This window comes from Pelagerythrobacter marinus (genome assembly GCF_034375205.1).
Taxonomy (GTDB): domain Bacteria; phylum Pseudomonadota; class Alphaproteobacteria; order Sphingomonadales; family Sphingomonadaceae; genus Pelagerythrobacter; species Pelagerythrobacter marinus.
On sequence record NZ_CP139719.1, the window covers coordinates 1709354 to 1734998 of the forward strand.

The following is a 25645-nucleotide window of genomic DNA, read 5'->3' on the forward strand; positions in this document are numbered from 1 at the left end:
GAGCATTTCCGCCCCACTAAATGCAGGTGAGGTCGAGACTCACGCAATCGATTGCGTCGACATTCGACGTGCCGCAGGCCACACACCCGCCAAAATATGAGGACGGCGGACACCTCCCCTCACGACAAATAGGATTATGCACATGACCCTCTCCATTGGCTCGACAGCCCCCGATTTCACAGCGGAAACGACCCAAGGCACCATCACCTTCCATGATTGGATGGGCGACAATTGGGCTATCCTGTTTTCTCATCCAAAGGCATTTACCCCGGTTTGTACGACCGAGCTGGGTTACATGGCCGGTCTCGGCGAGGAATTTGCCAAACGCGACACCAAGATTCTCGGCCTGTCGGTCGACAGCAGCCAAGACAATCGCGACTGGCTACCCGATATCGAGGCGCGGTCAGCGGCAATAAAGTCGATTACCCGGTGGTCGGCGACAGCGACCTGAAGGTGGCCAAACTCTACAATATGTTGCCCGCCGAGGAGACTGGCAGTGCGGAGCAAAGAACCGCAGCCGACAATGCTACCGTTCGCGCCGTCTATATCGTTGGCCCGGACAAAAAAATCCGTGCGATGCTACTTTATCCGATGAGCAGCGGACGCAATTTCGAAGAAGTGCTTCGATTGCTCGATTCAGTCCAGCTCACCGAAAGTAAAGGCGTGGCAACCCCGGTCAATTGGCAGAGTGGGGATGACGTCATCATTCCACCGTCTGTTTCCGATAAAGAAGCGAAAGCGCGCTTCCCGCAAGGTTTCACAACGCTGCGCCCCTATCTGCGCACGGTTAAAATCGACTGACCAGCGCAAGCGGATGTGGTGTATTTGGGCTCGAACTCAACAGGGGAACCCGCATGAAGCTAGACAAAAGCAGTCACGCAACTGCGGCTTCCGCCGCATTACGATTTGGCACCGACGAATTCGTAAGCGCATCCTGCCAGAAACTCGCGGAAATGGAGTTCGTTCAGCTCTCGGCGGGCTGGTAGCCACGGGCGGAATTCTTCGTATCGCGCGAGACGCCGAACGGTTTCGTAGCGAATATTCCGATTTCAATCAGCCATCGCGGCCAGCGCTCGGGGTGTTTCAGGCCAAGCAGGGCCATCCGGCCACCCGTCGGGAGAGCAGCCGAGGCGCGCTCGATGATCCCAGCGTAATCAGGTGGCATTTCCAGTCCAAAGGTGCTGATGACTGCGCTGGTCTCGCTCGGAAAGCGGAAGGCGGCTACGTCTGACTGCACAAATTCGACATTGCTAGCTCGCAGGCGCTTCGCTCGTCGACGGGCTTGGTCGAGCATGCCTTGCGAAAGGTCGACCAGCGTCACCTTGCCGCTTGGTCCTACTCTCTCAAGCAGAAACGCGAGGTTTGCGCCGGTGCCAGCACATAGATCGATCACATGGTCACCGGCGTTGAGTTCAAGCCGGTTAACCAGATCGCGTCGCCAGCGACCAAGACCGGCCCACCGAAACCCCGACACCAATCGGTCATAGATTCCCGCGTTCTTGTCGTAGAGACGTTCAACCTGTTCGTTGGATAGAATTGCCATGGCGCGTGCTAGCGAACCTCGTCCGAAGAGATGGTGAAAACCTCCGCGAGGTCGTCCGGGTATGGCATTGGCGCGAATGCGCTCACGTTTGCGCGTCCGGTATTGCCCCAGGGGAGCCGTCCGGTGAGATTACCAAGGGGAGCGAGCGCAAGACGTATGACCTGCCCCAGAACTTCGCGGCCATCGCGGGTTTCAACTGCATAGCCCAGCATCGTCATATGTGAACGAAGGTGCGGCCCGAAGAAGCCCTGGCCCAGAATATGTTCCCGCTCGAGCGCGGTCCAAGCCAAAGCCCGGTCACCAGACTGCCTGGCGGCACGGAAAACGCGCCGCTCAGCTTCGATAAGTTCAATAATGTCCTTCTTTGCCACAGGATTTTACCGTTCTGCTTGCATCTTCGAATCGTCTTATGCACCTTGTAGTGGCTACAAGGTCAAGCATTGCGAGAAACCCATGAAGATTGGTGCCTTGGCGCGGAAGACCGGCACGACCGCCGAAACGATCCGCTACTACGAACGGACCGGATTGCTGGAGGAACCACCACGCACCGCCGGAAACTACCGGGACTATGGCCCGACCGAATTGGCCAGATTGCGGTTTATCCGCCGCGCACGCGACCTTGGCTTCACCATGGCGGAGGTGCGCCAATTGCTTTCTTTGTCGGATGATCCATCGCAATCGTGCGAAGCCGTGGACTCTATTGCCAGCCTCCACCTACGCGAAGTGGATCGGAAGCTTGGTGACTTGCGAAAACTGCGAACCGAACTGCGCCATATGGTCGACGACTGCCAGCACGGAGCGGTTGGCGAATGCCGGATAATCGAAGTGCTTTCCGGCTAGCGGGACAGCGCGCGTTTATTCGAGCGGTGACGGGACGCAAACCATGATCATCTCGAAATTCGGGGCGTGTTCTGACATATCTCGTCGGTGCGTTCGACAACAGAACCGATCCAGTCATCGATCTCGGCTTCGACCCAAACCGTGCAACGGGGACCGAGCGAACGCGACTTTGGAAAACGGCCTTCGCGCATCCGCTGATAGATTGCCGTTCGGCGCAGGCCCACGCGCGCCATGACCTCGGGAAGACGAATGAGCCGGTCTGGCGGTGGCTCGACAGGAACGGCTTCCGCGTCCGTTTCGAGACCAGTCGTCATTTCAGAGAGCGAAGCTTTGTTCATCCTGCCGCTCCAGTTGCGCGAGGTGATCCGACAGGAGACCGGCGGTGCGGTGCGCGGTCCCCTTTGCCCAGCGCGGTCTCACATCGAGCAGCCTTTCGCCCAGCGCTTGATCCAAAGCAGACGGCAACTCGCTTATGAAGGTTTCAAGAAATTCCAGCACGCCGCTATTCTGCCAATCCTTGCTACGCTGCGAGTACCCCGCGAGTGCCAGCATCAGGGAGGTGCGCGGCGCGTGTCCGCTCGCGTCAAGGATGGCCAGCGCCTCTGGCAGTGTGGCTGACCTTGTCCCGGCGAGGATGCGTCGGAGCGCGTCCTTGTTGATATTCGTTTGTGCGGCAATCGTCCGCCGGGACTTGCCACTTTCGTCCACGGCATGGTCGAGGAAAGCGGCGACTCCTCGCGATAGTTCTTCCCATTTGTCGTTTGTGTTTCGCGCCATTGTTCCTGCTTCCGGTGATCTTCAGCGAATCACCAACAGGCTAGGCGACGCGTCAAACTGTAGGAAAGGAAAAAGAACAAATAAGGAACACGTAGGAAACTGGCTCATCGTCACACGATTTGATTCGCGCAGATTCCGGTCCCTCGATCTCAGACTTCGGTATGGGTGGCGCAATGATCGGTATTCTTGGCCGCAATGTCTGCACCGGTCGCGCAAAGCCTGGTCAGATTGCCCAGAATCGACGATTTCTCTTGGTCGGAATGCCGCGTGCGGCAGTTTCCGTTTTCCTACACCCTGCCTTCCAATCGAGGAAAGAACATACAGCGAACGCATCGCTGCCAATGTTCGAAACGGAGTTCCTCGATGAACAATGCAATCACCCTTCCCCGCCCATCCGTTAAAGGCATTCGTGCCCGCGACTATATTCTTCCGGCCGCGATTGCGCTCGCCTGCGCCGGTGCCGCCTATGCCGGTGCCGACACGACCTTTGATCCGGCGCTGCAGAAGTTCACTGACTTCCTCGAAGGTTCGGGCGGCAAGATCATCACCGTCCTCAGCCTTGCCGGCGGTTTGATCGCGCTCGCCTCGGGCCGCTTCGCCCTTGGGCAGGTCGCGGTCCCGGTCGGTGTCGGAATTGGCGTCGGCACAGGCGTGCCGATCGTCACCTCGGTCGTGACCGCAACCATTTGATCGCGGTCTAACGACGGGAGGGCGGCATGGCCGACAGATACCTCGTTCCACGGCGGCTCGACGACCCGGAGCTCATCGGCTTCTGGACCATCGACGAGTTTGCGGGACTGCTCGTCCCCTTCGCGTGGGGCATCCTTTCGCAGCACATCATCATCGGCACCGGCCTATCGGTCATGACCTGGTTCGCCCTTCGAAAGGCGAAGGCATCAGGCGCAGGGTCGAAACTGGTCCATGCTGCCTATTGGTATCTGCCGGGGAGCTTCCTCGGGCTGAAAGCCACGCCGCCCTCCCACTGCCGCCTGCTCGCAGGCTGAGGGAGGACCCAAGTGAAACACGAATTCGCCTATGAGGAAGCGCAGCGTCACCTCAAACAGCGCAACCGCTTCGCCGCGCTGTCAGCCGTGCTGGGCCTTACCAGCCTGCTGGCGGTCGGCGCGGCGGCGACGCGCGAGGAAAGCGTCATTTTGGTGCCTGTCACGACCGAGCGCCTGACGCTCGGGAGCGGCGGTACCGATGCGCACTACCTCGAACTCGTAACCCGCGACACCGCGCTCATGCTGCTCAATCGCGCACCCGAGAGCCTCGACTACTGGATGGAACAGGTCCTCAAGGTGGCAGATCCGTCAGCGCACGGGAGCCTCAAGGCCGAGCTCGTCAAGATCGTCGACGAGCAGCGCGGTTCGGACATCAGCCAGGCCTTCGTCATCTCGCGGATGGAGGTCGACGCGCAGGCGCTCACCGCTGTCGTCACCGGCACGCTCAAGACCTTCGTCGGTGCGCAGGTGATCGCAAGCCAAGAGCGCAGCTTCGAATTCAGCTGGAACCGCCGCGGCCTCAGTCTCGGCCTCACCGGCTTCCGCCAGCTCCCAACCGAAAACGAGGAGGAGAACCCATGACACTCCTATCCCGCCCCTTCCCCGCCGCGCTGACCAGCGTTGCACTGGCAATCGCCACGGCCGCCTACGCTTCACCGGCACATGCCGACCAGTTCGTCGAGGCCGCTGATGGCGCCGCGATCGACTGCGTGCTCGCACGCGGCGCGCTGACCCGTATCGCCCTCATCGAGGACGGTTTCGCCAATGTCTCGAAGATGGCGAGCGGTTTTCCCTACAACGATTTCGAGGTGACCCACGAGCCGGTGCGCGGCGACATCTATGTCTCGGTGCCGCTGCAATATGCGAGCGCAAGGGTCAGCTTCTTCGCGACGAGCAGCGCGGGCTATGTCTACAAGTTCACCTGCCGCGTCGAAGGCGAGGAAGCGAGCCAGCTCTTCGTCACCAATCCCGCGCTCGCCAAATCCCAGGCGAGTGAATGGGAAGGCGCAGCAGTGACGCGCGACGAGGCCGCGATCCGGCTGATCGAAGCGATGGCCAGCGATGGGGTCCTGCCGGGCTTCCGCGCCCGTGCCGAACTTTCGCGACCACGCCACACCGACAGCCTCGAAGTGCAGCAGGTCGCGGAATACGAAGGCGCCGAACTGATCGGCCAAGCCTTTACTCTACGCAATCTTGGCTCGGCGCCCGTCGACCTTGCCGGTGAGCGCGAGGCGCCGGCCGGGGCGCTGGCCTTTGCCTATGGCCGAGACAGCCTCGAGCCCGGCGAGAGCACGCAAGCCTTCCTTGTCTTTACCAAGGGAGGGCTCGAATAATGGCCGATCCCGACACAAGCTATACGCCCGCGGCAGCGCCAAAGGACGAGACGCGCGGCGAAGCCCGGCGCGATCTCAACCGCACGGTCGCGCAGCGCCAGAAGCTGCTGCTTGCCGGGATCGGCGGCGTGGCGCTCATCGCCGGTTCGATGTTCATCTTCGGCGGCGAGGATGAAGCGAGCGCCGACGGCGCGGGCGCAACCACGATCGAGACCGGCGCGCTGGTCAATCGCAATCTCTCGCAGCGCGAATTCGTCGCCACTTACGGCAACCGCCTCGATGCGCAGGGCAAGGCGATCAAGGACCTGCAGGAGACCCAGCTTCCCAGGGCTTCGATCGAGCAGGAGCTCGAAACGCTGCGGGGCGAGAACGCGCGGATGCTGAGCGACGGGCAAGCTGCGATCGATGCGATCTCGGCCGAGAACGCCGCCTTGCGCTCGGAACTCGAAACAGTGCGCACCAATCCCCCGGTCGCGCCGGTTCCCTCAGTCGATCCGCGGGCTCCGGGCTTCGCTCCCGGACCGCTCGAGCCACCCAGCGAACCCAAGGCAAGCCTGCTGAGCTTCTCAAACGACAAGCCGGGCACCGCCAAGGCCAAGGCAACCGAAAGCGCGCCGGCGCTGCTGCTCGAGGCAAGCCGCGATTACCTGCCGCCCAACAGCTATGCACCTGCCACCGTAATCGTCGGGGTCGACGCCTCGACCGGGGTCACCAGCCAGAGCGATCCGCTGCCCGTGGTGCTGCGGATCACCGGTCCGGCGCGCTCGGTGCTGCAGGGCAACAAGCTGCTCACCACCGATCTCACCGGCTGCCTCGTCAACGGCGCGGCGCGCGGCGACCTCTCGGCCGAGAAGGTCTACGTCAAGCTTGTGCGCATGACCTGTGCCCAGCCGGGCGGGCGCTTCGCGGTGAGCGAAGTGAAGGGATTCATCGCCTTTGCCGGCAAGTCGGGCGTCCGCGGCAATGTCGTCAGCCGCGAAGGCAGTCTCGTCAGCCAGGCGCTGCTCGCCGGTATTGTCGGCGGCTTCGGGCGCGGCTTCTCGGCCAATGCCAACGGCATCTTTGCGCAGCCTGTCGGCAGCGACGGCAGGCGCGACGCGCTCTCGCCCACCGACATCCTTACAGGCGGCCTGGGCCAGGGCGCGGGCGAAGCCGCCGACACGGTCAGCAAATACCTCATCGAACGCGCAGAACAGTACCAACCCGTCGTCGAGATGCCGACCGGCATCGCAGTCGAGATCGTCTTTCTCGACGGCGTCCATGTCAGGAGCACACCCCAATGAACTATTCGAACCAGCGGCCGGGCCTCAAGGCGCGCGCCGCGCACTTATCGCTCGCGGCTGCCAGCGCTGCGGCCCTCCTCACCAGCGGCGTCGCGATCGTAACCGCCATGCCCGCGCAGGCCGCGATCGCGCAAAACGTGGTCGAGGCGCTCAAGCTGCGTCTACCTAAGACGCCGATCGATGCGCTCGATTGCAGGACATTCGCGCCGTGGTGCGAGGTCGTTTCGGGCGAGACGCTGTTCTACATCGACGAAGCGGCGCGCTACCTCTTCGTCGGACGGCTCTATGACATGGAAGAGCGGCGCGACGTGACCGCCGCGCGCCTGCTCGAACTCAACCCCGACCTGCTCGCCGCCGGTGCAGCCCGCGCTGCCGGCCAGGACACTGCCGGGCGGCACGACGTTGCCGAAACCCGCGACAGGCGGGCAGCGACCCATGTCGATCTCAAAGTCCTGCCCGCAGAAGGCGCGATCCTGTGGGGCAATCCCAAGGGGCCGAAGCTGGTTGTCTTCTCGGATTTTCAGTGCGGCTACTGCAAGCGACTCACCGGCGAGCTCGAGAAGGCAGGCGTCCTTGTCGAGGAACGGCCGATCTCGATCTTCGGCGCATCGAGCCGGCGCATGTCCGAGGCGGTGCTCTGCGCCGCCGACCCCGTCGCGGCGCTCCATGCTGCCTACACCGGCAAGCACCTCGAACCGCGCGCTACCTGCAAGAAAGCCGCTGCGCTCGATGCCAACGAAGCCTTTGCACAGGCCAACGGCTTTGCCGGAACCCCGGTGATCGTCCGGGCGCGCGACGGCGCGGTGCTGCACGGCTACCGCGATGCAAAGACACTGCACGCCTTTGCCAATGACAAGTCCGGATCGAAGCAATGAGCGGTCGTGCGACCCGTGTCGGGGCGACGGCAATTCTCGCATTGACGATCGCCGGCTGCGCGACGCTTGGCGGCAACGTCAAGGGCGACTTTTCCTGCCGCGCGCCGGAGGGAAGCTGCGCGCCAACCTCGATGATCGACGATGCCGCCACCCGCGCTTCACAGGCACAACGGTCCGGTCATGCCTCTGCGGGAGCGCACGGGGCCGGTGATCGCGAATTGCGGATCGTCGTTGCGGGCTACCGCGATGAGGCGGGCCGCATCCACGAGGCCCGGGTCGTTCATGTCGTGCTGCCCGATCGCGCTGCCGAGCGCTGGCGCGCGCCGCGTTCAACCGGCGAGGTGCTGCGCGCCCTGGCGCGCCCGGCTGAAGCGGAAGGCCCGCCGCCCACCGCCGCAGAAGCAATTCCTTTCCAGCATTCCAATCCCTCCCCCCAGCAGCCTCCCGATGTCCTGGTCATCCCCTCGCAGGATCTGACGGAGCTGCCCGGCGCCAAAGCGCCGGACCCCGGGGCACCTGGTCGTTCCCCCTCCCCCGGCCAGGTGCCCCACCCTGTTCTGCCCGAAGGAGAGCCCAAGTGAACCTCTCGCTTTCTTCTGCGCGCGACGCGCTCCTCGCTGGCCTGTTCGGCGATGCAAAGAAAGCCGACCATGCGCAGCCGCGTTTCGCGCTCGACATGCTGTCGGACTGGCTTCCATACCGCGTCTATGACGAGGGCCCGGGGCTCTACCGCAACGCGCACTCGAAGGGCTTCATTCTCGAAGTCACCCCGCTCATTGGCGCCGACGAGCGGTCAGGTGAGATCCTCGGCCAGTTCTTTTCCGAGAGCCTGCCGCAAGGCGCCTGCCTGCAGGTGCTGAACTTCGCGTCCCCGCGCATCGGCGCCATCGTCGGCCCGTGGTTCGCGCCGCGCTACGAGCAGGGCGGGATCTACGAAGCGATCGCGAAGGCCCGCACCAACCGGCTCTACGATCTCGTCTGGAAGTCGGGCTCGGCACACGCGCCGTTTCATGCACGCCATGTGCGTCTCGTGCTGTCGCTCGGCGTTCCGGTGCCCGGAAGCGTCACCGATGCGGAACTCACCGAATGCCGAGACGGGATGGCGGGCATGCTGAACTCGCTCGGCCTTGCATCGAACAGGCTCGAGCCTGCAGGCCTGCTCGCGCTGGTCGACGAACTTACCTCGCCGACCACCGCGCGCGAACCCGATCTCACCCACTGGAACCGCGAGGACACGCTCGATGCGCAAGCGATCCGCCGCGACATAGAACTCGAAGTCGAGGACGACCGGCTGATCTTGCGCACCGAGCGGTTCCGGGAGACCGGACGTAGCCGCGATGGCGTTCCCAAAATGGGCACCTGCTATCCTGACCGCTTCGATGTCCGCCATTACGGCGTGCGTTCGACGCCCGAACGCTGGGCGCCGTGGGAATGCGCGCGGCTTGTCGGCGACATGTTCACCGACAAGCTGCGCTTTCCCTGTCCCGCCGCCACCATGCTGTGCCTGCACTATCCCGACCAGGAAGCGGCAGCCGCGCGCGCAGGCTACAAGTTCATGCGCACCACCAGCCTGTCGGAAACGAAGAGCGCACGCTTCCTGCCGAGGCTTTCCGAGCAATCGGCGGAGTGGAAGCACGTCCAGGCCGAGCTCCAGGCTGGTAAGAAGCTCGTCAAGCTCTTCTACGGCCTCACCACTATCTCGCCGCTGGGAGACGGCGACGCGCACGAACGCACGATCAAGGCGATCTACAAGGCCGCCGGCTGGGACCTTGCCGACGAGCGTTTCCTCCAGCTGCAGGGCCTCGTCGCGGCATTCCCGCTGAGCCTCGCCGACGGGCTCGTCCACGACCTTGCACGCCTCAAGCGCTTTCGCACCATGCTCTCGACTACCGCGGCCAATATCGCCCCCCTGCAGGGCGAGTATCTCGGCGGGACGATCCCGCACCTGCTGCTCCTCGGACGGCGCGGCCAGCCCTTCTTCTGGTCGCCCTTCGAGAACGCGGCGGGCAATCACAACATTGCGATCTGCGGGAAGTCGGGATCAGGCAAGTCGGTGCTGCTGCAGGAGCTGTGCGCCGCGCTGCGCGGCGCGGGCGCCAAGGTGGTCGTGATCGATGACGGGCGCAGTTTCGAGCATTCGGTCAAGCTGCAGGGCGGCCGCTTCGTCGAGTTCACACTCGCCTCGGGCTTTTCACTCAACCCGTTCTCGATGGTCGACGATGCCCGCGCGCATGAAGACGAAGATTACCGCCTCGACTGCTTTGCGATGATCAAGGCGATCGTCGGCCAGATGGCGCGGCCAAGCGCCGCGCCCTCGGACACCGAACGCGGCCTCATCGATCGTGCAGTAACCCAGGTCTGGAATGCGCTCGGCGGCGGCGGCGCGATCGACGACGTCGCGCATGCACTCCATCAGAGCGACAACGAGGCGGGCAAGGACCTTGCCACCGCAATCGCGCCCTTCTGCCGAGGCGGAAGCTACGCCGGGTTCTTCTCCGGGAAAGCGAGTTTCGCGCTCGAGGACGATTTCACCGTCTTCGAGATGAGCGACCTCGCAAGTCGCGAGGAACTCAGAAGCGTCGTCCTCTCGGCGATCATGTTCATGACCGGTCAGGCGATGACGCGCTCGTCGCGCTCGACCAAGAAGCTGCTGCTGATCGACGAGGCCTGGGCGATGCTCAAGGGCGGTTCGATGGGCGAGTTCGTCGAGACCTATGCCCGCACCGCGCGCAAGTATGGCGGCGCGCTTGCGACCGCCACCCAGTCGCTCAACGACTACTACAAATCGGACGGCGCGCGGGCCGCGCTCGAGAACAGCGACTGGATGCTGGTGCTTCAGCAGAAACCCGAGACCATCGCCGATTTCCGCAAGGAGGCCCGGCTCGACATGGACGACCGGACCGAGACGCTGATCCGCAGCCTCAAGCGCTCGGGCACCGAGTACAGCGAGATCTACCTCAAAGGTCCCGAGATGGAAGCCGTTGGACGCCTGGTGCTCGACCCACTCTCCGCGACGATCTTCTCCTCCGATCCTGACACCTATGCCGCGATCCACCGCCATGTCGAAAACGGCATGCCGCTGGAGCGCGCAGTCGCGCTGGTCGCAGGTGTGGAAGGAGGCATGTGATGGTGCTCGAGACCACCACGCTCGTAGATCGCGTGCGACTTCCGTCAGTCAGACAAGCCCGCGACAAGCACCGTGTGATCGACTGGCTGGCGCTGTTCCAGGGCACCTGCCTGGTGCTGATCGAAACGGCAGGCTTCGCGGCGAGCACGCTGCTGCTTGTTCTCGGTCTGCCGCTGTTCGTGTTCCTTCTCATCGCTGGATGGGACCTGACGGCGCTGTTCGCGCAGATCGGCAATCTTGCTGACCACTACCGCAGCGCTGAACCTGTCGCGCGCCGCTTCTTTGCCCAGGACCTCCAGATCGCATTCCTCATCGCAGCCGGCGGCCTCGCCCTGCTGCGATTGCCGGCTTTCCTGCGCCACCTCGATCGCCGCCTCGCCGAAGGATCTCCCCGCCATGGATAGACTGAACCTCCCGCTTAGCCAGCTGGGCCCGAAACTCCTCGCCGTAGCGTTGCTCGTTGCCGCGCTCCTGTGGGGTGCGTGGATCACGCAGCAGGTCACCAGCTCCCCAAAGCAGCGGATCGTCACGGTCCGGCTCGCCGAGACCATCGGGACATTCGTCGAGGAAGCCGCGCGCGCCGATGCCGATCCGGCGGTCGTCCAGGCGGCGAGCCTTGCATACCTCAAAGCCGCCGAAAGCGCCGTCGCCGATATGGGCCATGACGGCCGCGTGGTGCTGGTTGCCGAGGCCGTGCTCGCGGGCGCTGCCGAAGACGCAACCTCCGAACTCGAGCAGCGCATTGCGGACAAGCTCGCCGGGGAGAAGCAGCCATGAGCCTGACCCGCTCGATCCGCCGTCCGCTGCTGCTCTCGGGGCTGGTCCTGCTACCGCTTGCCTGGGCGCCCCTCGATGCCTTCAGCAAGGACCACGCGTTCCTCATCAATGCGAGCCCGAGCCTGCCCAACTGGGCGTTCTGGCTCGACAAGCACGCGCCGATCGAACGCGGCAGCCTGTTCTTCTTCGAGCCGCCGCAAAGCGAGCTGGTCGAAAGGCATTTCGGAAAAGGACCGCAGATGTTCGGCAAGCGCGTGCTTGGCATGCCGGGCGATGTCGTGCGCCACGAGGGCGATGCGGTCTTCATCAACGGGAAGCAGGTCGCGAGCCTGCTCGAGGTCACCCGCCTTGGCGTGCCGCTCACGCGCGGTCCCGAAGGCGCAATACCGGAAGGTTGCTACTACGCCGGAACTGACCATCCGCGCGGGCTCGACAGCCGCTACGGCGCAATCGGTTTCATTTGCCGCGAGCAGATCCTCGGCAGCGGGAGGGCAATCCTGTGATGCGCTCCCTCCTTCCGATTGGCGCGCTTCTCCTCGCTGCGCTCCCTGCCAGCCTGCAGGCACGAGACTACGGCCAGCGCGGAGCGGTCTTCCCCGTGATCGAGCGCGATCTCTTGGAACAGATCCATACGCGCCTCGCCCAGATGGAAAAGTCGGGCGAGACCGCGCGGCTCAACGAGGAACTCAAGCGTCGCACGATTGCCCGCGTCAACCGGCCTGATCCGGTTGCCGGCGTGATCCGCGCAAGCGCAAGCCGCCAATGGGCCTTCGATCCGACAATTACGCTTGCTGCCGATATCCGGGGCGCAAAAGGCGAGCTGATCCATGCCGCCGGAACGCAGGTCAATCCGCTCGACAGCGTCAAGCTGCGCGGCGACCTCCTGTTTCTTGACGGCGACGATCCCTCGCAAATCGCCTGGGCGCTGAGGCAGGACGCGCACGCCAAGCTTATCCTCGTGAAAGGCGCACCGCTCGAGCTGATGAAGGCCCGTCAACGCCGCTTCTATTTCGATCAGGGCGGCAAGCTGACGCAAAAATTCGGCATCAGGGCCGTCCCCGCGTGGGTGCGCCAGAACGGGCGGATGCTCGAGGTGAGCGAGATCACGCTCCCGCCCCGGAAGGCACAGCCATGAGCAGCATCCGCGCCTTCCTCGTGCTGTTCACGGCGATGCTATCGCTGGTCTTCGCATCACCGGCTTCGGCCGATGCCGGTCCGGGCAAGTGCACCGGGCAATTCGTCAACCCGATCACCGACATCTGCTGGTCGTGCCTGTTCCCGATCTCAGTCGGCGGGCTCGAAATCTGGCCGAGCAATCGTCCCGATCCGGACAACCCCGATTTCCCGCTGTGCCTGTGCGGTCTTCGGCCCGGCATCGCGATGGGGTTCTGGGAGCCGGTCCGGCTCGCCGATGTCAGTATGAAGCCTTGGTGCTTCGTGAACCTTGGCGGCATGAAACTCGATCCCGGCTTCGATATCGGGTTCCGCTCAATCTCGGGCCCTTCGGCGGTAGGCGGCGCGAGCCAGTATTATTCGAGCTGGCATGTCCACTGGTATGCCTATCCGCTGATCTACTGGATGGAGATCGTCGCCGATTTCCTGTGCCTCGAGCCCGGTTCGATCGATATCCTCTATATCTCCGAGATCGATCCGCTGTGGCAGGACTCAGAGCTCACCGCGATCATCAATCCCGAGGCCGTGCTCTTCGCCAACCCGCTGGCGCTCGCCGCGTGCGCGGCTGATTGCGCGGCATCGACCGCGAACCTGCCGCTCGACGAGATGTTCTGGTGCGCGGGCTGCCAGGGCTCGATGTACCCGATGAACGGCAATGTCTCGGCCTCGATCGGCCACGTTCAGGCCTCGCGGCTCGTTCTCTCGCGCTTCGCCTACAAGCTTCACCGCGAACTCGTCTCGTGGGGAACGATGGGCTCCAAAGGCCTGTGCGGCAAATACCTCATGCCGGTCATGCGTAAGCAGCAATACCGCTTCCAGGCCACCAACCCCAATCCGGCGACCAAGGGCCGCTACGCCTGCCCGCCTATCGGTGCCTCCACCACCTTCCAGTCCCCCGGACAGGTGATCCCCGCCATCGGCGAAGACATGGGATACCTCGTCTGGCGCAAGAGGAATTGCTGCGCGCTATGAGATACGCCTTCCCCATACTCGTTGGCCTGAGCCTGTTGATCGCTGCCGGATTTGCCGCAGCTTCCGCGCAGGATGCCGGGCCCGACCTTGACCTCGCTGAGATCCGCGCGCGTGCGGCCGAACATGCCGCCGACGCTGAGGCGCTCGCCACATCCATCAGGACAAAAGCGGATGCCCTCGCAGAAGACGCGCGCGCCGCGCAGCAAACAGCTTTCGACAATCGCGCAGCCTATGCCGAGACTGCGCAGGCGACCGCGAATGCCGGGCCGCTCGATCTCGATGGCATGATCCGCGCCCAGGCCGATGCGGAAGTCGCAGCGCTGGGCGAAACGCCCCGGTTCATCGCGTTTGCCTCCTTGGCAATGCCCGAACCCTCATTGAAGGCGCTGGTTCGCGATGTCTCGAGGGCCGGCGGCGTCACCGTACTGCGCGGATTCCCCCAAGGCGACAGCGCGCGCTTCAAGAAGCGCACCGCCGCGATCTGGAGCGATAGCGATGATGCCGGCGCACTCGGTATCGACCCGCGCCTGTTCCGCGCCTTCGATATCAAGGTTGCCCCGAGCTTCGTGATGATCGCGAGCGATTTTGCCCCGTGCGACGGGTTCGACTGCAAAGACGTCTTGCCGCCGCACGACCGCATTGCCGGTAATATCAGCGTGGCCGAAGTGCTCGACACCTTCGCTTCCGGAGGGGGTCCGGGAGCGCAGCTTGCACGTCTCCACCTTCGTCGCCTCGAGGGAGACCATCCATGACGCTCGCAAAATCTCTCAGTCTGGGCTTGCTCGCTCTTCTCGCGGTCGCCGCGCCCGTCTCCGCGCAGCAGCAGGACGCGCGGGCCGATGGCAAGTCCTTTGGCGAAAGCCTGCGCGGCGAAGCGCAAGAAGCTGCCAGGTCGCAGCCCAATGCAGCAAACCTGCCCAACTACGACCGCAACGCCGTGCGAAACCTGGAAACGCTCGCCGACGATCCCGACCGGATCGAAAGCAATGCGGCCGCCGCTGCTACCGGACACCGGGGCTATCGGGCGATGCGCTACAGCGTGGCCAATCGCGCGCGCTTCGATCCAAGCGAGATCGAGGACGTCATCGCGCGCAGCCTCGCAATAAACGAGACCCCGCTCGACTATACCAGTGGCATGGATATCTCCGGCGGTCAGGGCAATTGCGTCCCGTTGCCGCCCGGGACGGGCTCGGCGGGAACCTATACCGCTACCTGCAACACCGGCACGCGGATCGACCAGTCGGCGGGCCAGTGCGAAGTCCCGCTCGTCGCCAACGTGACCCGGCGCCAGCAATGGCACTATCTCTGCAATGAGACGAGCACAGTCTATGGATATCCCTGGTGCTCGGCATTCGATGGTGGCTCGTGCCGGATCACCGGGTATCGGCCCGGGCCCTGCCTTCAGTGGCGGCAGGACCAGTTCTACAGATACTGCACCGAACCTGGCGATCCCATCGCCGAAATCACATGCGACACTCCAGATGCGCGCTACACGCCCTATGCGGTGACCACGGACAACTCGATCGATACCTTTTCCGACGAGAGCCAGTGCACCGGATTTGCCGATAATGGCGACTGTACGCTCGATACCGAGATCTGCACCGATGCCGATCCGCAGACACGGGTGATCGACGGTGTCTCGGTTACGCGGCCCTGCTGGGAATGGCAGCGTAGCTACACCTGCACATCGCGCGAGGCGGCGACCGACTGTTCGGACATCGAAAGCCAGGGCACCTGCCGGTTCATCGGCGAGGAATGCCTCACCGACGAGACGCCCTGCGAGACCTGGGAGCGCATCTACGAATGTCCCCTGCCCGGTACGGACAGCTCCACACAGTATGTCTGCGACGGCGATGTCTATTGCATCGATGGCAGCTGCGAGACGATCGAGCGCACCGCCAATGACGAGTTCAAGGATGCGGCGGTCGCATTGCATGCCATGGACGAGGCGCGCGGCCAGTTCGATCCGAACACGCTGACGCTGTTCCGCGGCACGCGCAACACCTGCTCGTCCAAGGTCTTCGGCGTGCTCAACTGCTGCAAGGGTAAGGGTTTCCCGCTCATTCCGGGGATCAGCCTGCTGGTTGCGCTCGGCTGCGATCGCGAGGAAGTGCTACTCCACCAGCGCGATGCGCAGGGGCTGTGCGCCTATGTGGGGACCTATTGTTCGGACAAGTTCCTCGGCGTCTGCCTGACGAAGAAGAAGGTCTATTGCTGTTTCGAGAGCAAGCTCTCGCGGATCCTGCAGGAACAGGGCCGTAAGCAGCTCCCCAAGCCGTGGGACAAGCCCAAAGAAGAACAATGCGAGGGGTTCACCCTCGCCGAGTTCGCCCGGCTCGACCTCAGCCGGATGGATTTCAGCGAAGTCTATTCCGAGTTCACCGAGGCCGCGCGGCTGCCCGACGAGCTCGAAACGAGCATCCTCATCCAGCAGAGGATCGAAGATTATTACGCAAGGGGCGGCCAATGACCCATCTCCATCGCTTGACAGCGCTGGCCCTGAGCCTGAGCGTTCTTCCCACAACCTCGGCCTATAGCCAAGAGCGACAGGACACTACATCGACCACCGCGGCCGATGCGCTCTACTGCAAAGAGCGCAGGCTGGGTTACTGGTTCTACTGTGTCAAACCAATTCCCGCTGAAGAGCCGCAACAGCCCGAAACCGAACCGGTCCCGGCAACGCAGGAACTCGACGCGATCACCTCCGAGCTGCGCGAACTCAAGGCGCGCGCGATCCTCTATCCGACCGAGGCCAATGTCGCGGCCTATATCCGCTTCCAGCGCGCGCAGCTCGACCGCGCCTCGCTGTTCTCCGATGTCTGGCAGCGGGCGATCTGGCAGGACCCGGACCTCGACTACACGCTTGAACGCCCCGTCGGAGCGGTCGCTAAGAAGCAGTGGCAGGATGCCCGCAGCGCGGAGCGCGATCACGTCATGGCAACGCTCTCGCAGCGCTACGGGCTGTTCTATTTCTTCAGTTCGACCTGCGGCCCGTGCGAAGTGATGAGCCCGATCGTCAAGGGCGTCGCAAACCGTTGGCGGATCACCGTGCGCGCGATCTCGACGGACGGCGGGCCTTCGCGCCATTTCCCGGACTACAAGGTCGAAACCAACCAGCGCGGCAAGCTTGGTCTCGAAGGCAAAGCCACCCCCGCCCTGGTGCTGTGGGACAGCGTGACCAAACGCCCGATTCCGATCGGCTACGGCGTGCTCTCGGCCGACGAGCTGCAGGACCGCATCTACCTTCTCACCTCCAAGGAAGCCGGACATGATTACTAGCATCCGCAATGCGGCATTGACCCTCGCCGCTGCCAGCATGGTTGCCTCACCGGTCGCCGCGAATGTTGGCGACAGCATGGACCGCTTCATGGACGACATGGGCGCGGCGGCGAATGTCACCGGCCCCACCGCCTTCGAAGGCCAGTCGGCGGGCTATTACAGCCTCGGCAATGTCTGGACGCGCTTCCCGCAGAAAACGACCAACGTCGCCAATCTCCAGCTGCCTCGCGCAAGGGCGGGCTGCGGGGGCATCGATATCTTCGCCGGATCCTTTTCCTTCATCAATGCGAGCGAGATGGTCGCGCTCCTGAAGGCCGTTGCCAACAACGCGGTCGGCTTTGCTTTCAGCCTCGCGATCGATACCGTCTGTCCCGAGTGCAACAAGATCATGCAGGAGTTTTCGCAGAAGGCTCAGCTCATGAACAATCTCTCGATCAACTCCTGCGAGATGGCGCAGGGGTTGGTCGGCGGACTGTGGCCCAAGGGCGATCTCGCCGACAAGGCGATCTGCGAGGCGATCGGCAATTCCGAAGGTATCTTCACCGACTACGCTGCTGCCAAGCACGGCTGCGGCACGCGAGGACAGCGCGCCTCGACCAACGAGGGAGCCGGGAGCGACTATGCCGACGTCAATCCCGGCGTGCCGCGCAACTACACCTGGCACGTCCTCAAGAAGAGTGCCTTCTTCAACCCCGGCGGTACCTTCGACCGCGAACTCGCCGAATACGCCATGACGCTGATCGGCACGGTGATCTACGTGCCGCCCAAGGACGACGAGCCGGGCAAGTTCGTGCCTTTCGCAGGCGATGCGTCCTCGACGCTGGTGAGCGCGCTGCTCGACGGGACGCAGGGCCAAAACGTGCGGGTGTTTCGCTGCGACGAGACCGATCTCTGCCTCAATCCGACCTTCGAGCAAATGAGCCTTGCCAACGCCAAGGCGATCCGCCCGCGCGTCGCACTCCTCATCGGCAACATGGTCGACGCGATCCGGGCCGATACCGCGATCGGCAATGCGGAGAAGGAACTGCTGCAGGTGGCCTCGGTCCCCTTGTACAAGATCCTCACCGTCCAGGCCGCCTATGGGCGCGGCATGCCGACCGATGATCGCGACACGCTCGCCGAGATCGCCAGCATCGACCTCCTCTATGCCATCCTCGACCGCATTGTGTCCGAAGCCGGGCGCTCGATGGCGAGCTTCATCGCCGCCGACGAAGCCAAGCTCGCGATCTGGCGGGGCCAGGTCGCCGAAGTGCGTTCGGGCCTCGTCCAGCGTCAGGCGACCGGACAAGCCAAGGTCTCCGCAATCATGCAGATCATCGAGAAGACTGCGATGATCGAGAACGCGCTCGCCGCTTCGATGTCGCCCTCGATGTCCGCCGCGCTCGACTGGTCGCGCGGGCTCCAGTCGCGCTCGATCGTCCCCTGAGGCGCACACATGGTCGAGATCTTCACCACCGGAGGCGGCGAATATATCGTCAATGTCCTCAACGCTGTCGCCTCGTGGACCGGGGCCGGTGGCTACAAGAGCCTGATTCAGGTCGCGCTGGTGATGGGGTTCGCGCTCGCGGTCATCGTCGTCGCGTTCAACCAGGACTGGCGCGCCTGGCTCAACTGGTTCCTCGGCGCGACGCTCATCTACATGTGCCTGATGGTGCCGCGGATGGATGTGCAGGTTACCGATCGCGTCAATCCGAGCCTTGCTCCGGCCACGGTTGCCAATGTTCCGCTGGGCCTCGCGCTGATGGCGAGTTTCACCAGCCAGGCGGGCGACTACCTCACGCGGTCGGCCGAGACCGTGTTCGGGCTTCCCGACGATCTCAACTATTCGAAGAACGGAATGATCTACGGCGCGCGCCTGCTCGAGGCGACACGCTCGCTGCGTATTGCTGATCCCGAGTTCGCGGCAAATTTCGACGAACACGTTCGCCAATGCGTGTTCTACGACCTGCTGCTCGGTCGCTACTCGATGAAGGAGCTGTCCGAGAGCAACGACATCTGGGCGACTATCGCGCCCGGCAGCGCGGCGCGCGCGCAGAAGTTCTTGACCCGCGAGACCGATGACAGTGTCACGGCATCGATCGACACCTGCCGCGAGGCCTACACCGCGCTTTCGAACCAGTGGGCGGGTATGATCGACGACATGACCCTCGTTGCCGGACGTCAGCTCTATCCCAAGCAAACCGAAGCGCTCGCCAAGGCCAAGCTCATCGCCGACCTTCCTATAGCCTACCAATATCTCACCGGGGTCTCGAAGGATGCGAGCAGCATCTTTCGCCAGGTGCTGACGATCAATGCGATGAACCAGGCAATGCATGGGTTTGCCGGGGCAAGCGGCGCCTCGAGCGTCGATGTGTTTGCGCAGACCCGCGCCGATATCCAGACCGAGCGGACCTATTCCTCGATCGCGCACAATGCGATGAAATGGGTGCCGATCCTCAATGTCGTGCTGACCGTAGTCTTCTACGCACTCTTCCCGGTACTCTTCCCACTGTTTCTGATGCCAAGGACCGGCCCGATCGCACTTCGAGGCTATGTCACCGGATTCTTCTACCTTGCCGCCTGGGGACCGCTGTTCGTCATCCTCCACATGATCCTGATGCTCAAGGGCGCGAGCGATGTTGCGGCAGCTGGCGGTGCAACCGGTCTCAGCCTCGCGACCTTCTCAGGCATGACCGACGTCAACAACGATATCGGTATCCTTGCCGGCTACCTTGTCGCCTCGATCCCCTTCCTTGCAGGCGGGGTCGCTCGCGGAGCCATGGCGATCTCTGGCCAGGCCACGAGCTACCTTAATCCGAGCCAGAACGCGGCCGAGGAAGCGGCGCGCGAGGCGAGCACGGGCAACCTCTCGTTCGGCAACACCAGTTTGGAGAACTCGAATGTGTTCTCGCGCCAATTCGCCCAGGCAAGCCTCGCGCCAAACATGGCCTATGGCGCAGCGCAATCGCGCGGCTTTGCCGACAACGGCACGCAGACAACGAGCTTCCCGCAGGCTGAGTTCGCGACCGTGCCGACCTCGAGCTATCCGTTCACGCCGACGCTCGGGCAGGACTTCTCGAGCAGGCTCGCGACCATGGCGAGCCAGAGTCGCGGCCAGAGCGAGACATTCTCGAACCTTGCCCAGCAATCGACGAGCTCGGCTGTCACCCGGTTCAGCGAGTTGCGCGATGCCTACACCCGCTCGCGCTCGAACGAGAGCGTCAGTGGCACGTCAACGAGCGACAGCATCGGCAGCGCCTTCAGCGAGGTCGACAACGCCTCGAATACACTCCAGCAGCAATTCGGGCTGTCGCGCCGCGCGGCCGACGACATTACTGTGTCCTGGTTCCTAAACGGGGATGCCGGTCTCGGGGTCAAAGGAGAACGAGGCTCGGTCAAGGGCACCCTCGGGTTAAAGGGTGGTCGGAACCAGACCTGGACTGACAGTGATATCGGGATCGCCTCCGAGGATCGCTCGCGCATTATGGGCGCGCTGAGCCAGATCTCGGACAGTCGCAGCTGGTCGAGCACGCGCGAAGGCTTCCTGCGTGAAACGAGTTCGAGTTCGGAGGCGCTGGTGTCAAGCAGCTCGGCCGGGATCACCACGTCTATCACCGAAGCGCAGAGCTACACCCGCGAAGCGCGCCGAGCCGAGGAGATCGCCAGCCGCCTTGAGAACCAGGCAAGCTGGTACGAAAGTGCCAATGCCGCAGGCACGCTCAACCTCAGCCAGGCCTATCGCGAATGGGGCATGGCGGAGATCGATGGTAACCGCGACTACTATGGGCCGGTGCGCTTCGACGACATCGATTTCCAGATGAGTGCGCGGGGCCAGCAACTCCAGGCGCGGTTCGTCGAAAGCTATGCGAACCAGCTCAATGCCGAGATCGCGGATGACCTGGCTCTGCCGCCCTTTGCGTCCGTCGCTCGACCCGCTGTGAGCAGCGCAGATGGCGTGCGGGGATCGGTACGGCTTGGCGGGGTACCAGGGAGCCTTGGCGCCCCCTCAAGCGAGCGTGAAGACATCGCCCGGGATGTAGGTCGGGTCCAACAACAAGGGGACCGGCGGATCGGGACCGTCAAAGGATACCTCGATGGCAAGACTCGCGATGCCAAGGGAGCCTCGGCTGAGGCGGCCGACGATGTGAAGGAATGGTAGCTCAGATCAGCCCGTCGTAGATGATCACATAGATCAAAAAGGCGAGGAACAGGACCCCGAACAGGATCAATCCAAGCTTGCCCCACGGGTCAGCCCAGGTCTTTTTCCAGGTGTAGGAAGTGAGACGGTTCTCGGCGATGGCCCGATCTACTTCGCGGAAGCCCTCCCAGTTCTCCTTGCCGCCCGGGGGTGTGTCGTCTGGATCGCTCATCGCTCATTCTCCTTCACAAGAAGGGAGCCGCCCTCTCCTCTTCTCAACCCCATCTTGCTGCTGAGAAAATAGCCGAAAATCATCGGAAAAGCGAGCACGGTGTCTTGGCTTACAGGCCCGAAAATGAAAGAAGTTGGCATGGCAGGAAGATCACCACAGAATAATGTCTTCGATTTTCACGCAGGAGTTCTCCGACAGAAGCAAGGCAAACGGCGCGGCCTTGCGCTGCTTGTTGCCGGAGGCTTACTCGTTGGCATTCTGGGCGGCATTCTTGGCATCTACTGGCCTTTTGGTTCGGCGATCGCTGAGGCACGAACCACGCACAGCTTTGCCGTTTGCGGCATGGTCAGACGCACTTGTGTCGTCGATGGCGACACGATCTGGCTCGAAGGCGTGAAGATCAGGATCGCGGATATCGACACGCCTGAAATTTCGCAGCCAAGATGCGATATCGAATACGATCTCGGCATAAGGGCACGCGACAGGTTTGTGGTTCTGCTCAATCAGGGAGTGTTCTCCGCCGTTCCAATCGGTAATCGAGACGAAGACCAGTACGGTCGTAAGCTCCGTGTCCTGATGCGCGATGGCCGCTCGATCGGCGACCAATTGGTCGCGGAAGGACTAGCACGAACCTGGTCCGGACGCAGGGAGCCATGGTGCTGATGCGCATCTGGCCGGACAGCGATGATCCCTTGCCGGGCAACGAGCGGGAATGGAAATTGAAGCTCGAAGCATGGCTGCTGGGTATTCCGATTGTCCTTATGCTAATCGCAGGCATCGGGTCACTCTTCTGATGCTCACCCGTGAACAGGAGCTTTGGGGCATGGCGCTGTGGGTGGATAAGCACCATGGCGACGCCGGAGGTGAATTCATTGCGTCGAAGATCGATCAGCTATGCCGGGCCGGCGAGCAGGACGGAGCAAGACTTTGGCAGGATGTTGCCCGTCGCTATGAGCAACTTGCCGAGCGCACGTCCCATTCCTGATGGAACCTTTGTGATCTCCAGCCTCCACTGACTGCAGATAGGCTTCCAGCCGCTCTAGCGTTCGTCGACGCGGCCTTCGCCCTTGCCGGAGGTCTAGCACGAATCGAGGATCACCGACTGCACGCCTGCCAAAGCGTGTCGCCGAAATATGATGATCTTTCAGATGCTCTTCAATCCGTTCCAGCAAGGTCATAACCCTTTCGCTCCGACTCGCAAATCCCTTGTGTTCTTGTTATGTTCTTAGTAGGATCACATCCGCGAGTCTAGGAAAATTCCTACGATTGAGATTCGAAGGACAGGCGAATGGAACATGTGAGGGAGGAGCTCGACCGGCTGATCCTCAAGGGCGGATATGGCTACGCGTCGATATCGCGGCTGCTTGGCCGCAACCCTGCCTATGTGCAGCAATTCATCAAGCGCGGGTCTCCGAGAAAGCTCGATGACGAAGACCGAAAGACGCTCGCCTGCTTCTTCGGTGTCGACGAGCAAGTGCTCGGTGGTCCGGCTAATCCGGTCACCGATGGCATGGTCGAGATCCCCGTACTCGATGTGGAGGCATCCGCCGGCTTTGGCGCGGTAGCTGCTAGTGAGACTGCACACACCCGGTTTGGGTTCGATGAGCGGTGGCTGCGGCACCTGACTTCGGCCAAGAGCGCCAGCCTGTCGATCGTTGGGGTAAAGGGTGACTCGATGGAGCCCACTCTCAGCGATGGTGACGAGGTCCTGGTCGATGCATCAGATCATGGATCGCGATTGCGTGATGGGATTTATGTCCTTCGCTCTGATGATGCCCTCGTCGTGAAGCGTATCGCGATCAAACCAGGTGGTCGGCAGATCACAATTGCCAGCGACAATCCGGCCTACCCAACTTGGTACGACATGGACCGGTCTGAAGTACATGTGGTTGGCCGCGTCATCTGGTTTGGCCGCGCATTGTAGCGGGAGATTCCGCGCATGGATCGCGGCAGTGGTCCACACAAACAATCGCACACTTGCACAGCAGGAAGCCGCCGAACGTTCTACCCGCGCGATCAGTGCGCCAGAGGGTGCGAGGCACTTACATAGACGAGAGTATGGGTGAGCTAGTTACGCACGCCCCATCGTCAGGAGCACGCATCGGATTGAGCAGGCTGGCCGCAGGGTAGAACACACACCAAGCAACGATCACCTATCCCGATTTACGTTATCCTTTTTCGAGTTGTCCGGGTTGTCACGCACATACTCGCGGCCGTTGATCTTTATCACGTGCGCACCGGGATGGTCGCCGCGTTTGACCTCCGCTACCGCGTTGCGCCGTGGAACGTTCTTTCGGTTTCCGATGTCATAGTGCTCATTGCGACCGCCGGGACCGTCATTCTTACCTTTGATTTTTGTCATCCGCTTTACCTCTCTCAGAATTCCAATATTGAATCAGTAGCGCGGACCAAAGGTCAATACCGTGTCGAACGATGAGAATTTCTCAAGAGGGCGCGACATGGACATTAAATTCTGAATGGCGTGATCTGAAAAACAGGTTTGACCGCGCTAGCGAATACCAGTTGATTGAAGGGGGCATCATGGCAGGTATAACAGTCGAAAGCCGATATCTCAGCGACATTTCGGTGGGTGATCTCAACGTCAAATGGAGCGCGCGCGGCGATCGTATCCTCCGCTACTACATCGACTTTCGCCATCGAACCTTGAATCTTCACCGCGAGCTTGGAGCTCCGGACCTGTCCATTCTGCAGGAGAAAGCGAATGCGCTTCTGGCATCATGGGACGAGAAGACTGACAAGCACAACGTGAAAACGATGTTCGCTGACGGCAAAGCCGAAGCGGAACGCCTCACGGTGCAGGCTGAACTCGAACGTGACCAGCTCTCGAATATCTTGTCGCACACGCTCGGGATCGACGACACGGTAGATTGGGACGAACTTCGCAGGAATGATGCTTTCGGGCGTTCCGACAAATTCGACAGACCGCGTCCGCAACTGGAACGTGAAAATGCGCCGGCTTACGAGGAGCCGAAGATCACCTTCTGGGACACATTGTTCGGCAAGAAGGCGAGCCTCATTCAGCAAGCTGAGGAGACACACGCTGTTCGAATGGAGGAATGGCAACGACGCGAAGCGGCGCGGAAGGATGCGCACGATAAGTCAATTGTCGCCTACGAGATGGAAAGGTCCGCATTCCTGGCCAAACATGCTGAGGACAAAGCGGCGCATGAGGAAGAGGTTGCAGAACATAACCGGGCGATTGAAGAGCTGATTGGATCCCTGCGAGAGGGACACGAAGAGGCGGTGATGGAACACGCTTCTCTCGTTCTGGAGGCCTCGAACTATCACGGCCTCATCGAGAAGGAATTCGTCCTCGATTATCGATCCCAAGACAAGACTTTGCTGGTCGAGTACGAAATGCCGAACCCCGACGATCTCCCGACCGTGAAGTCCGTCCGGTTCGTACGAGCAACCGGCGAGCTAAAAGAAACCCCGCTGGCCGCCAGAGCTAAGAAGGATCTTTTCGAAGGCACGATCTACCAGATTGCCTTGCGGAGCATTCACGAGGTTCTCGAAGCAGATGATTTCCAAAACATCGAGAACGTCGCGTTCAATGGCTTCGTCACCGCCATTAACCCCGCCAACGGACTCTCGAACCGCAACTGCATCCTCTCCGTTTTGTGCTCGCGAGCGGAGTTCGAAAAGATTGATCTTGCCCGTGTCGAGCCCAAGGCCTGCTTCAAGGCGCTGAGCGGCGTTTCCGCTGCTTCCTTGGCGGCGCTGGCACCTATCCCACCAATTATCACGATCGACAAATGCGACCGCCGCTTCGTCGATGGCCGCGAGATTGCCGATACGCTCGATGCTTCGGTCAACTTGGCAGCGATGGACTGGGAAGACTTCGAACACCTGATCCGCGAGTTGTTCGAGAAGGAATTCAATTCGCGCGGCGGGGAAGTCAAGGTCACGCAATCGAGCCGGGATGAGGGCGTCGATGCGATAGCATTCGATCCCGACCCCATTAGTGGCGGCAAGATTGTGATCCAGGCCAAACGTTACACCCGGACCGTTGGTGTCGCGGCGGTTCGCGACTTATATGGCACCGTCATGAATGAAGGAGCCACCAAAGGTATTCTGGTGACGACCTCGGATTTCGGTCCAGAGGCACATAAATTCGCGACTGCGAAACCGCTATCTCTTCTGAACGGAGCGAACCTGCTGCACCTACTACGCAAGCATTCATATGACGCGCGGATCGATTTGGCTGAAGCGAGAGAGGCGCTAGACTGAATAAGCCTTAGAGCCGCTGGCCTCATGGTTTTGATGTTCCGCCTCAGTGTCAGATTGTGGG

The 25645-nt window shown here is 62.2% G+C and carries 32 protein-coding genes; 26 read left to right on the forward strand and 6 right to left on the reverse strand.

Annotated features, from left to right (window positions below; all coding sequences use genetic code 11):
- Positions 1-142 precede the first annotated feature (142 nt).
- Both T8T98_RS16355 and T8T98_RS16360 read left to right on the forward strand, forming a co-directional pair.
- Positions 143-451 (forward strand): redoxin domain-containing protein, encoded by a 309-nt coding sequence (locus T8T98_RS16355; protein WP_428831680.1) that lies wholly within the window; start codon positions 143-145, stop codon positions 449-451.
- A 2-nt stretch (positions 452-453) separates the two neighbouring features.
- Entirely contained in the window at positions 454-801 is a 348-nt protein-coding gene (locus T8T98_RS16360) for a hypothetical protein (protein WP_456107228.1), read from the forward strand.
- Between the two features lie 163 nt (positions 802-964).
- Here T8T98_RS16360 and T8T98_RS08180 read toward each other — a convergent pair whose 3' ends face one another.
- Positions 965-1543, reverse strand: coding sequence for a class I SAM-dependent methyltransferase (locus tag T8T98_RS08180; RefSeq protein WP_224800998.1), 579 nt, complete (start codon positions 1541-1543; stop codon positions 965-967).
- Positions 1544-1551: 8 nt separating this feature from the next.
- Positions 1552-1914: a DUF3703 domain-containing protein gene (locus T8T98_RS08185; RefSeq protein ID WP_010412645.1), complete on the reverse strand. Its 363-nt coding sequence runs from the start codon at positions 1912-1914 to the stop codon at positions 1552-1554.
- Between the two features lie 82 nt (positions 1915-1996).
- Between T8T98_RS08185 and T8T98_RS08190 the strand changes: the two genes are divergently transcribed.
- Positions 1997-2383, forward strand: a complete 387-nt coding sequence (locus T8T98_RS08190; protein ID WP_010412642.1) for a MerR family transcriptional regulator — start codon at positions 1997-1999, stop codon at positions 2381-2383.
- A gap of 47 nt (positions 2384-2430) precedes the next feature.
- Here the strand turns inward: T8T98_RS08190 and T8T98_RS08195 are convergent, their stop codons facing one another.
- Both T8T98_RS08195 and T8T98_RS08200 read right to left on the reverse strand, forming a co-directional pair.
- Complete coding sequence (locus T8T98_RS08195) at positions 2431-2697, reverse strand: AlpA family transcriptional regulator (RefSeq protein WP_137678726.1); 267 nt, start codon at positions 2695-2697, stop codon at positions 2431-2433.
- Between the two features lies 1 nt (position 2698).
- Positions 2699-3160: a hypothetical protein gene (locus T8T98_RS08200; protein ID WP_221572381.1), complete on the reverse strand. Its 462-nt coding sequence runs from the start codon at positions 3158-3160 to the stop codon at positions 2699-2701.
- Between the two features lie 363 nt (positions 3161-3523).
- On the opposite strand from T8T98_RS08200, the gene T8T98_RS08205 reads away from it, so the two are divergent.
- Genes T8T98_RS08205 through T8T98_RS08290 form a run of 18 tightly spaced genes read left to right on the forward strand, consistent with a single transcriptional unit; the run spans position 3524 to position 21122 of the window.
- Positions 3524-3850, forward strand: a complete 327-nt coding sequence (locus T8T98_RS08205) for a hypothetical protein (protein WP_173214078.1) — start codon at positions 3524-3526, stop codon at positions 3848-3850.
- A gap of 26 nt (positions 3851-3876) precedes the next feature.
- On the forward strand, positions 3877-4164 hold the full coding sequence (gene traL, locus T8T98_RS08210) for a type IV conjugative transfer system protein TraL (RefSeq protein WP_010412623.1): 288 nt from the start codon (positions 3877-3879) through the stop codon (positions 4162-4164).
- A 12-nt stretch (positions 4165-4176) separates the two neighbouring features.
- Positions 4177-4746 carry a type IV conjugative transfer system protein TraE gene (locus tag T8T98_RS08215; protein WP_010412621.1) on the forward strand — a complete coding sequence of 190 codons (570 nt, stop codon included), beginning with the start codon at positions 4177-4179 and terminating at the stop codon, positions 4744-4746.
- The gene (locus T8T98_RS08220) at positions 4743-5498 is read left to right on the forward strand and encodes a type-F conjugative transfer system secretin TraK (RefSeq protein ID WP_230293240.1); all 756 of its coding nucleotides are present in this window, start codon (positions 4743-4745) and stop codon (positions 5496-5498) included. The genes T8T98_RS08215 and T8T98_RS08220 overlap by 4 nt, the downstream gene beginning before the upstream one ends.
- Positions 5498-6781, forward strand: coding sequence for a TraB/VirB10 family protein (locus tag T8T98_RS08225; RefSeq protein WP_322295498.1), 1284 nt, complete (start codon positions 5498-5500; stop codon positions 6779-6781). Before T8T98_RS08220 ends, T8T98_RS08225 begins: the two co-directional genes overlap by 1 nt.
- The gene (locus tag T8T98_RS08230; protein ID WP_322295499.1) at positions 6778-7656 is read left to right on the forward strand and encodes a DsbC family protein; all 879 of its coding nucleotides are present in this window, start codon (positions 6778-6780) and stop codon (positions 7654-7656) included. The genes T8T98_RS08225 and T8T98_RS08230 overlap by 4 nt, the downstream gene beginning before the upstream one ends.
- Entirely contained in the window at positions 7653-8237 is a 585-nt protein-coding gene (locus T8T98_RS08235; RefSeq protein WP_322295500.1) for a hypothetical protein, read from the forward strand. Before T8T98_RS08230 ends, T8T98_RS08235 begins: the two co-directional genes overlap by 4 nt.
- Positions 8234-10783: a type IV secretion system protein TraC gene (traC, locus tag T8T98_RS08240; RefSeq protein ID WP_322295501.1), complete on the forward strand. Its 2550-nt coding sequence runs from the start codon at positions 8234-8236 to the stop codon at positions 10781-10783. Before T8T98_RS08235 ends, traC begins: the two co-directional genes overlap by 4 nt.
- Positions 10783-11187 carry a hypothetical protein gene (locus T8T98_RS08245; protein ID WP_322295502.1) on the forward strand — a complete coding sequence of 135 codons (405 nt, stop codon included), beginning with the start codon at positions 10783-10785 and terminating at the stop codon, positions 11185-11187. The genes traC and T8T98_RS08245 overlap by 1 nt, the downstream gene beginning before the upstream one ends.
- Complete coding sequence (locus T8T98_RS08250) at positions 11180-11560, forward strand: TrbI F-type domain-containing protein (protein ID WP_322295503.1); 381 nt, start codon at positions 11180-11182, stop codon at positions 11558-11560. The genes T8T98_RS08245 and T8T98_RS08250 overlap by 8 nt, the downstream gene beginning before the upstream one ends.
- Positions 11557-12063 (forward strand): S26 family signal peptidase, encoded by a 507-nt coding sequence (locus T8T98_RS08255; protein ID WP_322295504.1) that lies wholly within the window; start codon positions 11557-11559, stop codon positions 12061-12063. The genes T8T98_RS08250 and T8T98_RS08255 overlap by 4 nt, the downstream gene beginning before the upstream one ends.
- Positions 12063-12695, forward strand: a complete 633-nt coding sequence (gene traW / locus T8T98_RS08260) for a type-F conjugative transfer system protein TraW (protein ID WP_322295904.1) — start codon at positions 12063-12065, stop codon at positions 12693-12695. The genes T8T98_RS08255 and traW overlap by 1 nt, the downstream gene beginning before the upstream one ends.
- Positions 12692-13705, forward strand: a complete 1014-nt coding sequence (traU, locus tag T8T98_RS08265) for a conjugal transfer pilus assembly protein TraU (RefSeq protein WP_305958907.1) — start codon at positions 12692-12694, stop codon at positions 13703-13705. The genes traW and traU overlap by 4 nt, the downstream gene beginning before the upstream one ends.
- Positions 13702-14457 carry a type-F conjugative transfer system pilin assembly protein TrbC gene (gene trbC / locus T8T98_RS08270; protein ID WP_322295505.1) on the forward strand — a complete coding sequence of 252 codons (756 nt, stop codon included), beginning with the start codon at positions 13702-13704 and terminating at the stop codon, positions 14455-14457. Before traU ends, trbC begins: the two co-directional genes overlap by 4 nt.
- Positions 14454-16175, forward strand: coding sequence for a conjugal transfer protein TraN (locus T8T98_RS08275; RefSeq protein ID WP_322295506.1), 1722 nt, complete (start codon positions 14454-14456; stop codon positions 16173-16175). Before trbC ends, T8T98_RS08275 begins: the two co-directional genes overlap by 4 nt.
- Positions 16172-16984: a conjugal transfer protein TraF gene (locus T8T98_RS08280; protein WP_322295507.1), complete on the forward strand. Its 813-nt coding sequence runs from the start codon at positions 16172-16174 to the stop codon at positions 16982-16984. The genes T8T98_RS08275 and T8T98_RS08280 overlap by 4 nt, the downstream gene beginning before the upstream one ends.
- Positions 16974-18410, forward strand: a complete 1437-nt coding sequence (locus T8T98_RS08285; RefSeq protein WP_322295508.1) for a conjugal transfer protein TraH — start codon at positions 16974-16976, stop codon at positions 18408-18410. The genes T8T98_RS08280 and T8T98_RS08285 overlap by 11 nt, the downstream gene beginning before the upstream one ends.
- 9 nt (positions 18411-18419) lie before the next feature.
- Positions 18420-21122, forward strand: coding sequence for a conjugal transfer protein TraG N-terminal domain-containing protein (locus tag T8T98_RS08290; protein ID WP_322295509.1), 2703 nt, complete (start codon positions 18420-18422; stop codon positions 21120-21122).
- Position 21123: 1 nt separating this feature from the next.
- On the opposite strand, the gene T8T98_RS08295 is transcribed toward T8T98_RS08290, so the two are convergent.
- Positions 21124-21333 carry a hypothetical protein gene (locus tag T8T98_RS08295; protein WP_209196999.1) on the reverse strand — a complete coding sequence of 70 codons (210 nt, stop codon included), beginning with the start codon at positions 21331-21333 and terminating at the stop codon, positions 21124-21126.
- 123 nt (positions 21334-21456) lie between these two features.
- On the opposite strand from T8T98_RS08295, the gene T8T98_RS08300 reads away from it, so the two are divergent.
- The 4 genes from T8T98_RS08300 (at position 21457) to T8T98_RS08315 (ending at position 23257) form a co-directional block, all read left to right on the forward strand.
- A complete protein-coding gene (locus tag T8T98_RS08300; RefSeq protein WP_322295510.1) occupies positions 21457-21996 on the forward strand; it encodes a thermonuclease family protein in 540 nt (179 codons plus the stop codon).
- Entirely contained in the window at positions 21987-22127 is a 141-nt protein-coding gene (locus T8T98_RS08305; RefSeq protein ID WP_322295511.1) for a hypothetical protein, read from the forward strand. Before T8T98_RS08300 ends, T8T98_RS08305 begins: the two co-directional genes overlap by 10 nt.
- Positions 22128-22156: 29 nt before the next feature.
- Positions 22157-22318, forward strand: coding sequence for a DUF6961 family protein (locus tag T8T98_RS08310; RefSeq protein ID WP_322295512.1), 162 nt, complete (start codon positions 22157-22159; stop codon positions 22316-22318).
- A 303-nt stretch (positions 22319-22621) separates the two neighbouring features.
- Positions 22622-23257 carry a S24 family peptidase gene (locus T8T98_RS08315; protein ID WP_007163807.1) on the forward strand — a complete coding sequence of 212 codons (636 nt, stop codon included), beginning with the start codon at positions 22622-22624 and terminating at the stop codon, positions 23255-23257.
- A gap of 225 nt (positions 23258-23482) precedes the next feature.
- Here T8T98_RS08315 and T8T98_RS08320 read toward each other — a convergent pair whose 3' ends face one another.
- Positions 23483-23695 (reverse strand): DUF3892 domain-containing protein, encoded by a 213-nt coding sequence (locus T8T98_RS08320; RefSeq protein WP_081432280.1) that lies wholly within the window; start codon positions 23693-23695, stop codon positions 23483-23485.
- Between the two features lie 71 nt (positions 23696-23766).
- Here T8T98_RS08320 and T8T98_RS08325 point away from each other — a divergent pair, with 71 nt between their 5' ends.
- On the forward strand, positions 23767-25584 hold the full coding sequence (locus tag T8T98_RS08325) for a restriction endonuclease (RefSeq protein WP_322295513.1): 1818 nt from the start codon (positions 23767-23769) through the stop codon (positions 25582-25584).
- Positions 25585-25645 lie beyond the last annotated feature (61 nt).

Bases quoted from the DNA above. Each gene is read 5' to 3' on its own strand.
- T8T98_RS16355 (WP_428831680.1), top strand. From the start codon at position 143: ATGACCCTCTCCATTGGCTCGACAGCCCCCGATTTCACAGCGGAAACG.
- T8T98_RS08180 (WP_224800998.1), bottom strand. From the start codon at position 1,543: ATGGCAATTCTATCCAACGAACAGGTTGAACGTCTCTACGACAAGAAC.
- T8T98_RS08190 (WP_010412642.1), top strand. From the start codon at position 1,997: ATGAAGATTGGTGCCTTGGCGCGGAAGACCGGCACGACCGCCGAAACG.
- T8T98_RS08195 (WP_137678726.1), bottom strand. From the start codon at position 2,697: ATGACGACTGGTCTCGAAACGGACGCGGAAGCCGTTCCTGTCGAGCCA.
- T8T98_RS08200 (WP_221572381.1), bottom strand. From the start codon at position 3,160: ATGGCGCGAAACACAAACGACAAATGGGAAGAACTATCGCGAGGAGTC.
- T8T98_RS08205 (WP_173214078.1), top strand. From the start codon at position 3,524: ATGAACAATGCAATCACCCTTCCCCGCCCATCCGTTAAAGGCATTCGT.
- traL (WP_010412623.1), top strand. From the start codon at position 3,877: ATGGCCGACAGATACCTCGTTCCACGGCGGCTCGACGACCCGGAGCTC.
- T8T98_RS08220 (WP_230293240.1), top strand. From the start codon at position 4,743: ATGACACTCCTATCCCGCCCCTTCCCCGCCGCGCTGACCAGCGTTGCA.
- T8T98_RS08225 (WP_322295498.1), top strand. From the start codon at position 5,498: ATGGCCGATCCCGACACAAGCTATACGCCCGCGGCAGCGCCAAAGGAC.
- T8T98_RS08230 (WP_322295499.1), top strand. From the start codon at position 6,778: ATGAACTATTCGAACCAGCGGCCGGGCCTCAAGGCGCGCGCCGCGCAC.
- T8T98_RS08235 (WP_322295500.1), top strand. From the start codon at position 7,653: ATGAGCGGTCGTGCGACCCGTGTCGGGGCGACGGCAATTCTCGCATTG.
- T8T98_RS08245 (WP_322295502.1), top strand. From the start codon at position 10,783: ATGGTGCTCGAGACCACCACGCTCGTAGATCGCGTGCGACTTCCGTCA.
- T8T98_RS08250 (WP_322295503.1), top strand. From the start codon at position 11,180: ATGGATAGACTGAACCTCCCGCTTAGCCAGCTGGGCCCGAAACTCCTC.
- T8T98_RS08255 (WP_322295504.1), top strand. From the start codon at position 11,557: ATGAGCCTGACCCGCTCGATCCGCCGTCCGCTGCTGCTCTCGGGGCTG.
- traW (WP_322295904.1), top strand. From the start codon at position 12,063: ATGCGCTCCCTCCTTCCGATTGGCGCGCTTCTCCTCGCTGCGCTCCCT.
- traU (WP_305958907.1), top strand. From the start codon at position 12,692: ATGAGCAGCATCCGCGCCTTCCTCGTGCTGTTCACGGCGATGCTATCG.
- trbC (WP_322295505.1), top strand. From the start codon at position 13,702: ATGAGATACGCCTTCCCCATACTCGTTGGCCTGAGCCTGTTGATCGCT.
- T8T98_RS08275 (WP_322295506.1), top strand. From the start codon at position 14,454: ATGACGCTCGCAAAATCTCTCAGTCTGGGCTTGCTCGCTCTTCTCGCG.
- T8T98_RS08280 (WP_322295507.1), top strand. From the start codon at position 16,172: ATGACCCATCTCCATCGCTTGACAGCGCTGGCCCTGAGCCTGAGCGTT.
- T8T98_RS08285 (WP_322295508.1), top strand. From the start codon at position 16,974: ATGATTACTAGCATCCGCAATGCGGCATTGACCCTCGCCGCTGCCAGC.
- T8T98_RS08290 (WP_322295509.1), top strand. From the start codon at position 18,420: ATGGTCGAGATCTTCACCACCGGAGGCGGCGAATATATCGTCAATGTC.
- T8T98_RS08295 (WP_209196999.1), bottom strand. From the start codon at position 21,333: ATGAGCGATCCAGACGACACACCCCCGGGCGGCAAGGAGAACTGGGAG.
- T8T98_RS08300 (WP_322295510.1), top strand. From the start codon at position 21,457: ATGAAAGAAGTTGGCATGGCAGGAAGATCACCACAGAATAATGTCTTC.
- T8T98_RS08305 (WP_322295511.1), top strand. From the start codon at position 21,987: ATGGTGCTGATGCGCATCTGGCCGGACAGCGATGATCCCTTGCCGGGC.
- T8T98_RS08310 (WP_322295512.1), top strand. From the start codon at position 22,157: ATGGCGCTGTGGGTGGATAAGCACCATGGCGACGCCGGAGGTGAATTC.
- T8T98_RS08315 (WP_007163807.1), top strand. From the start codon at position 22,622: ATGGAACATGTGAGGGAGGAGCTCGACCGGCTGATCCTCAAGGGCGGA.
- T8T98_RS08320 (WP_081432280.1), bottom strand. From the start codon at position 23,695: ATGACAAAAATCAAAGGTAAGAATGACGGTCCCGGCGGTCGCAATGAG.
- T8T98_RS08325 (WP_322295513.1), top strand. From the start codon at position 23,767: ATGAGAATTTCTCAAGAGGGCGCGACATGGACATTAAATTCTGAATGG.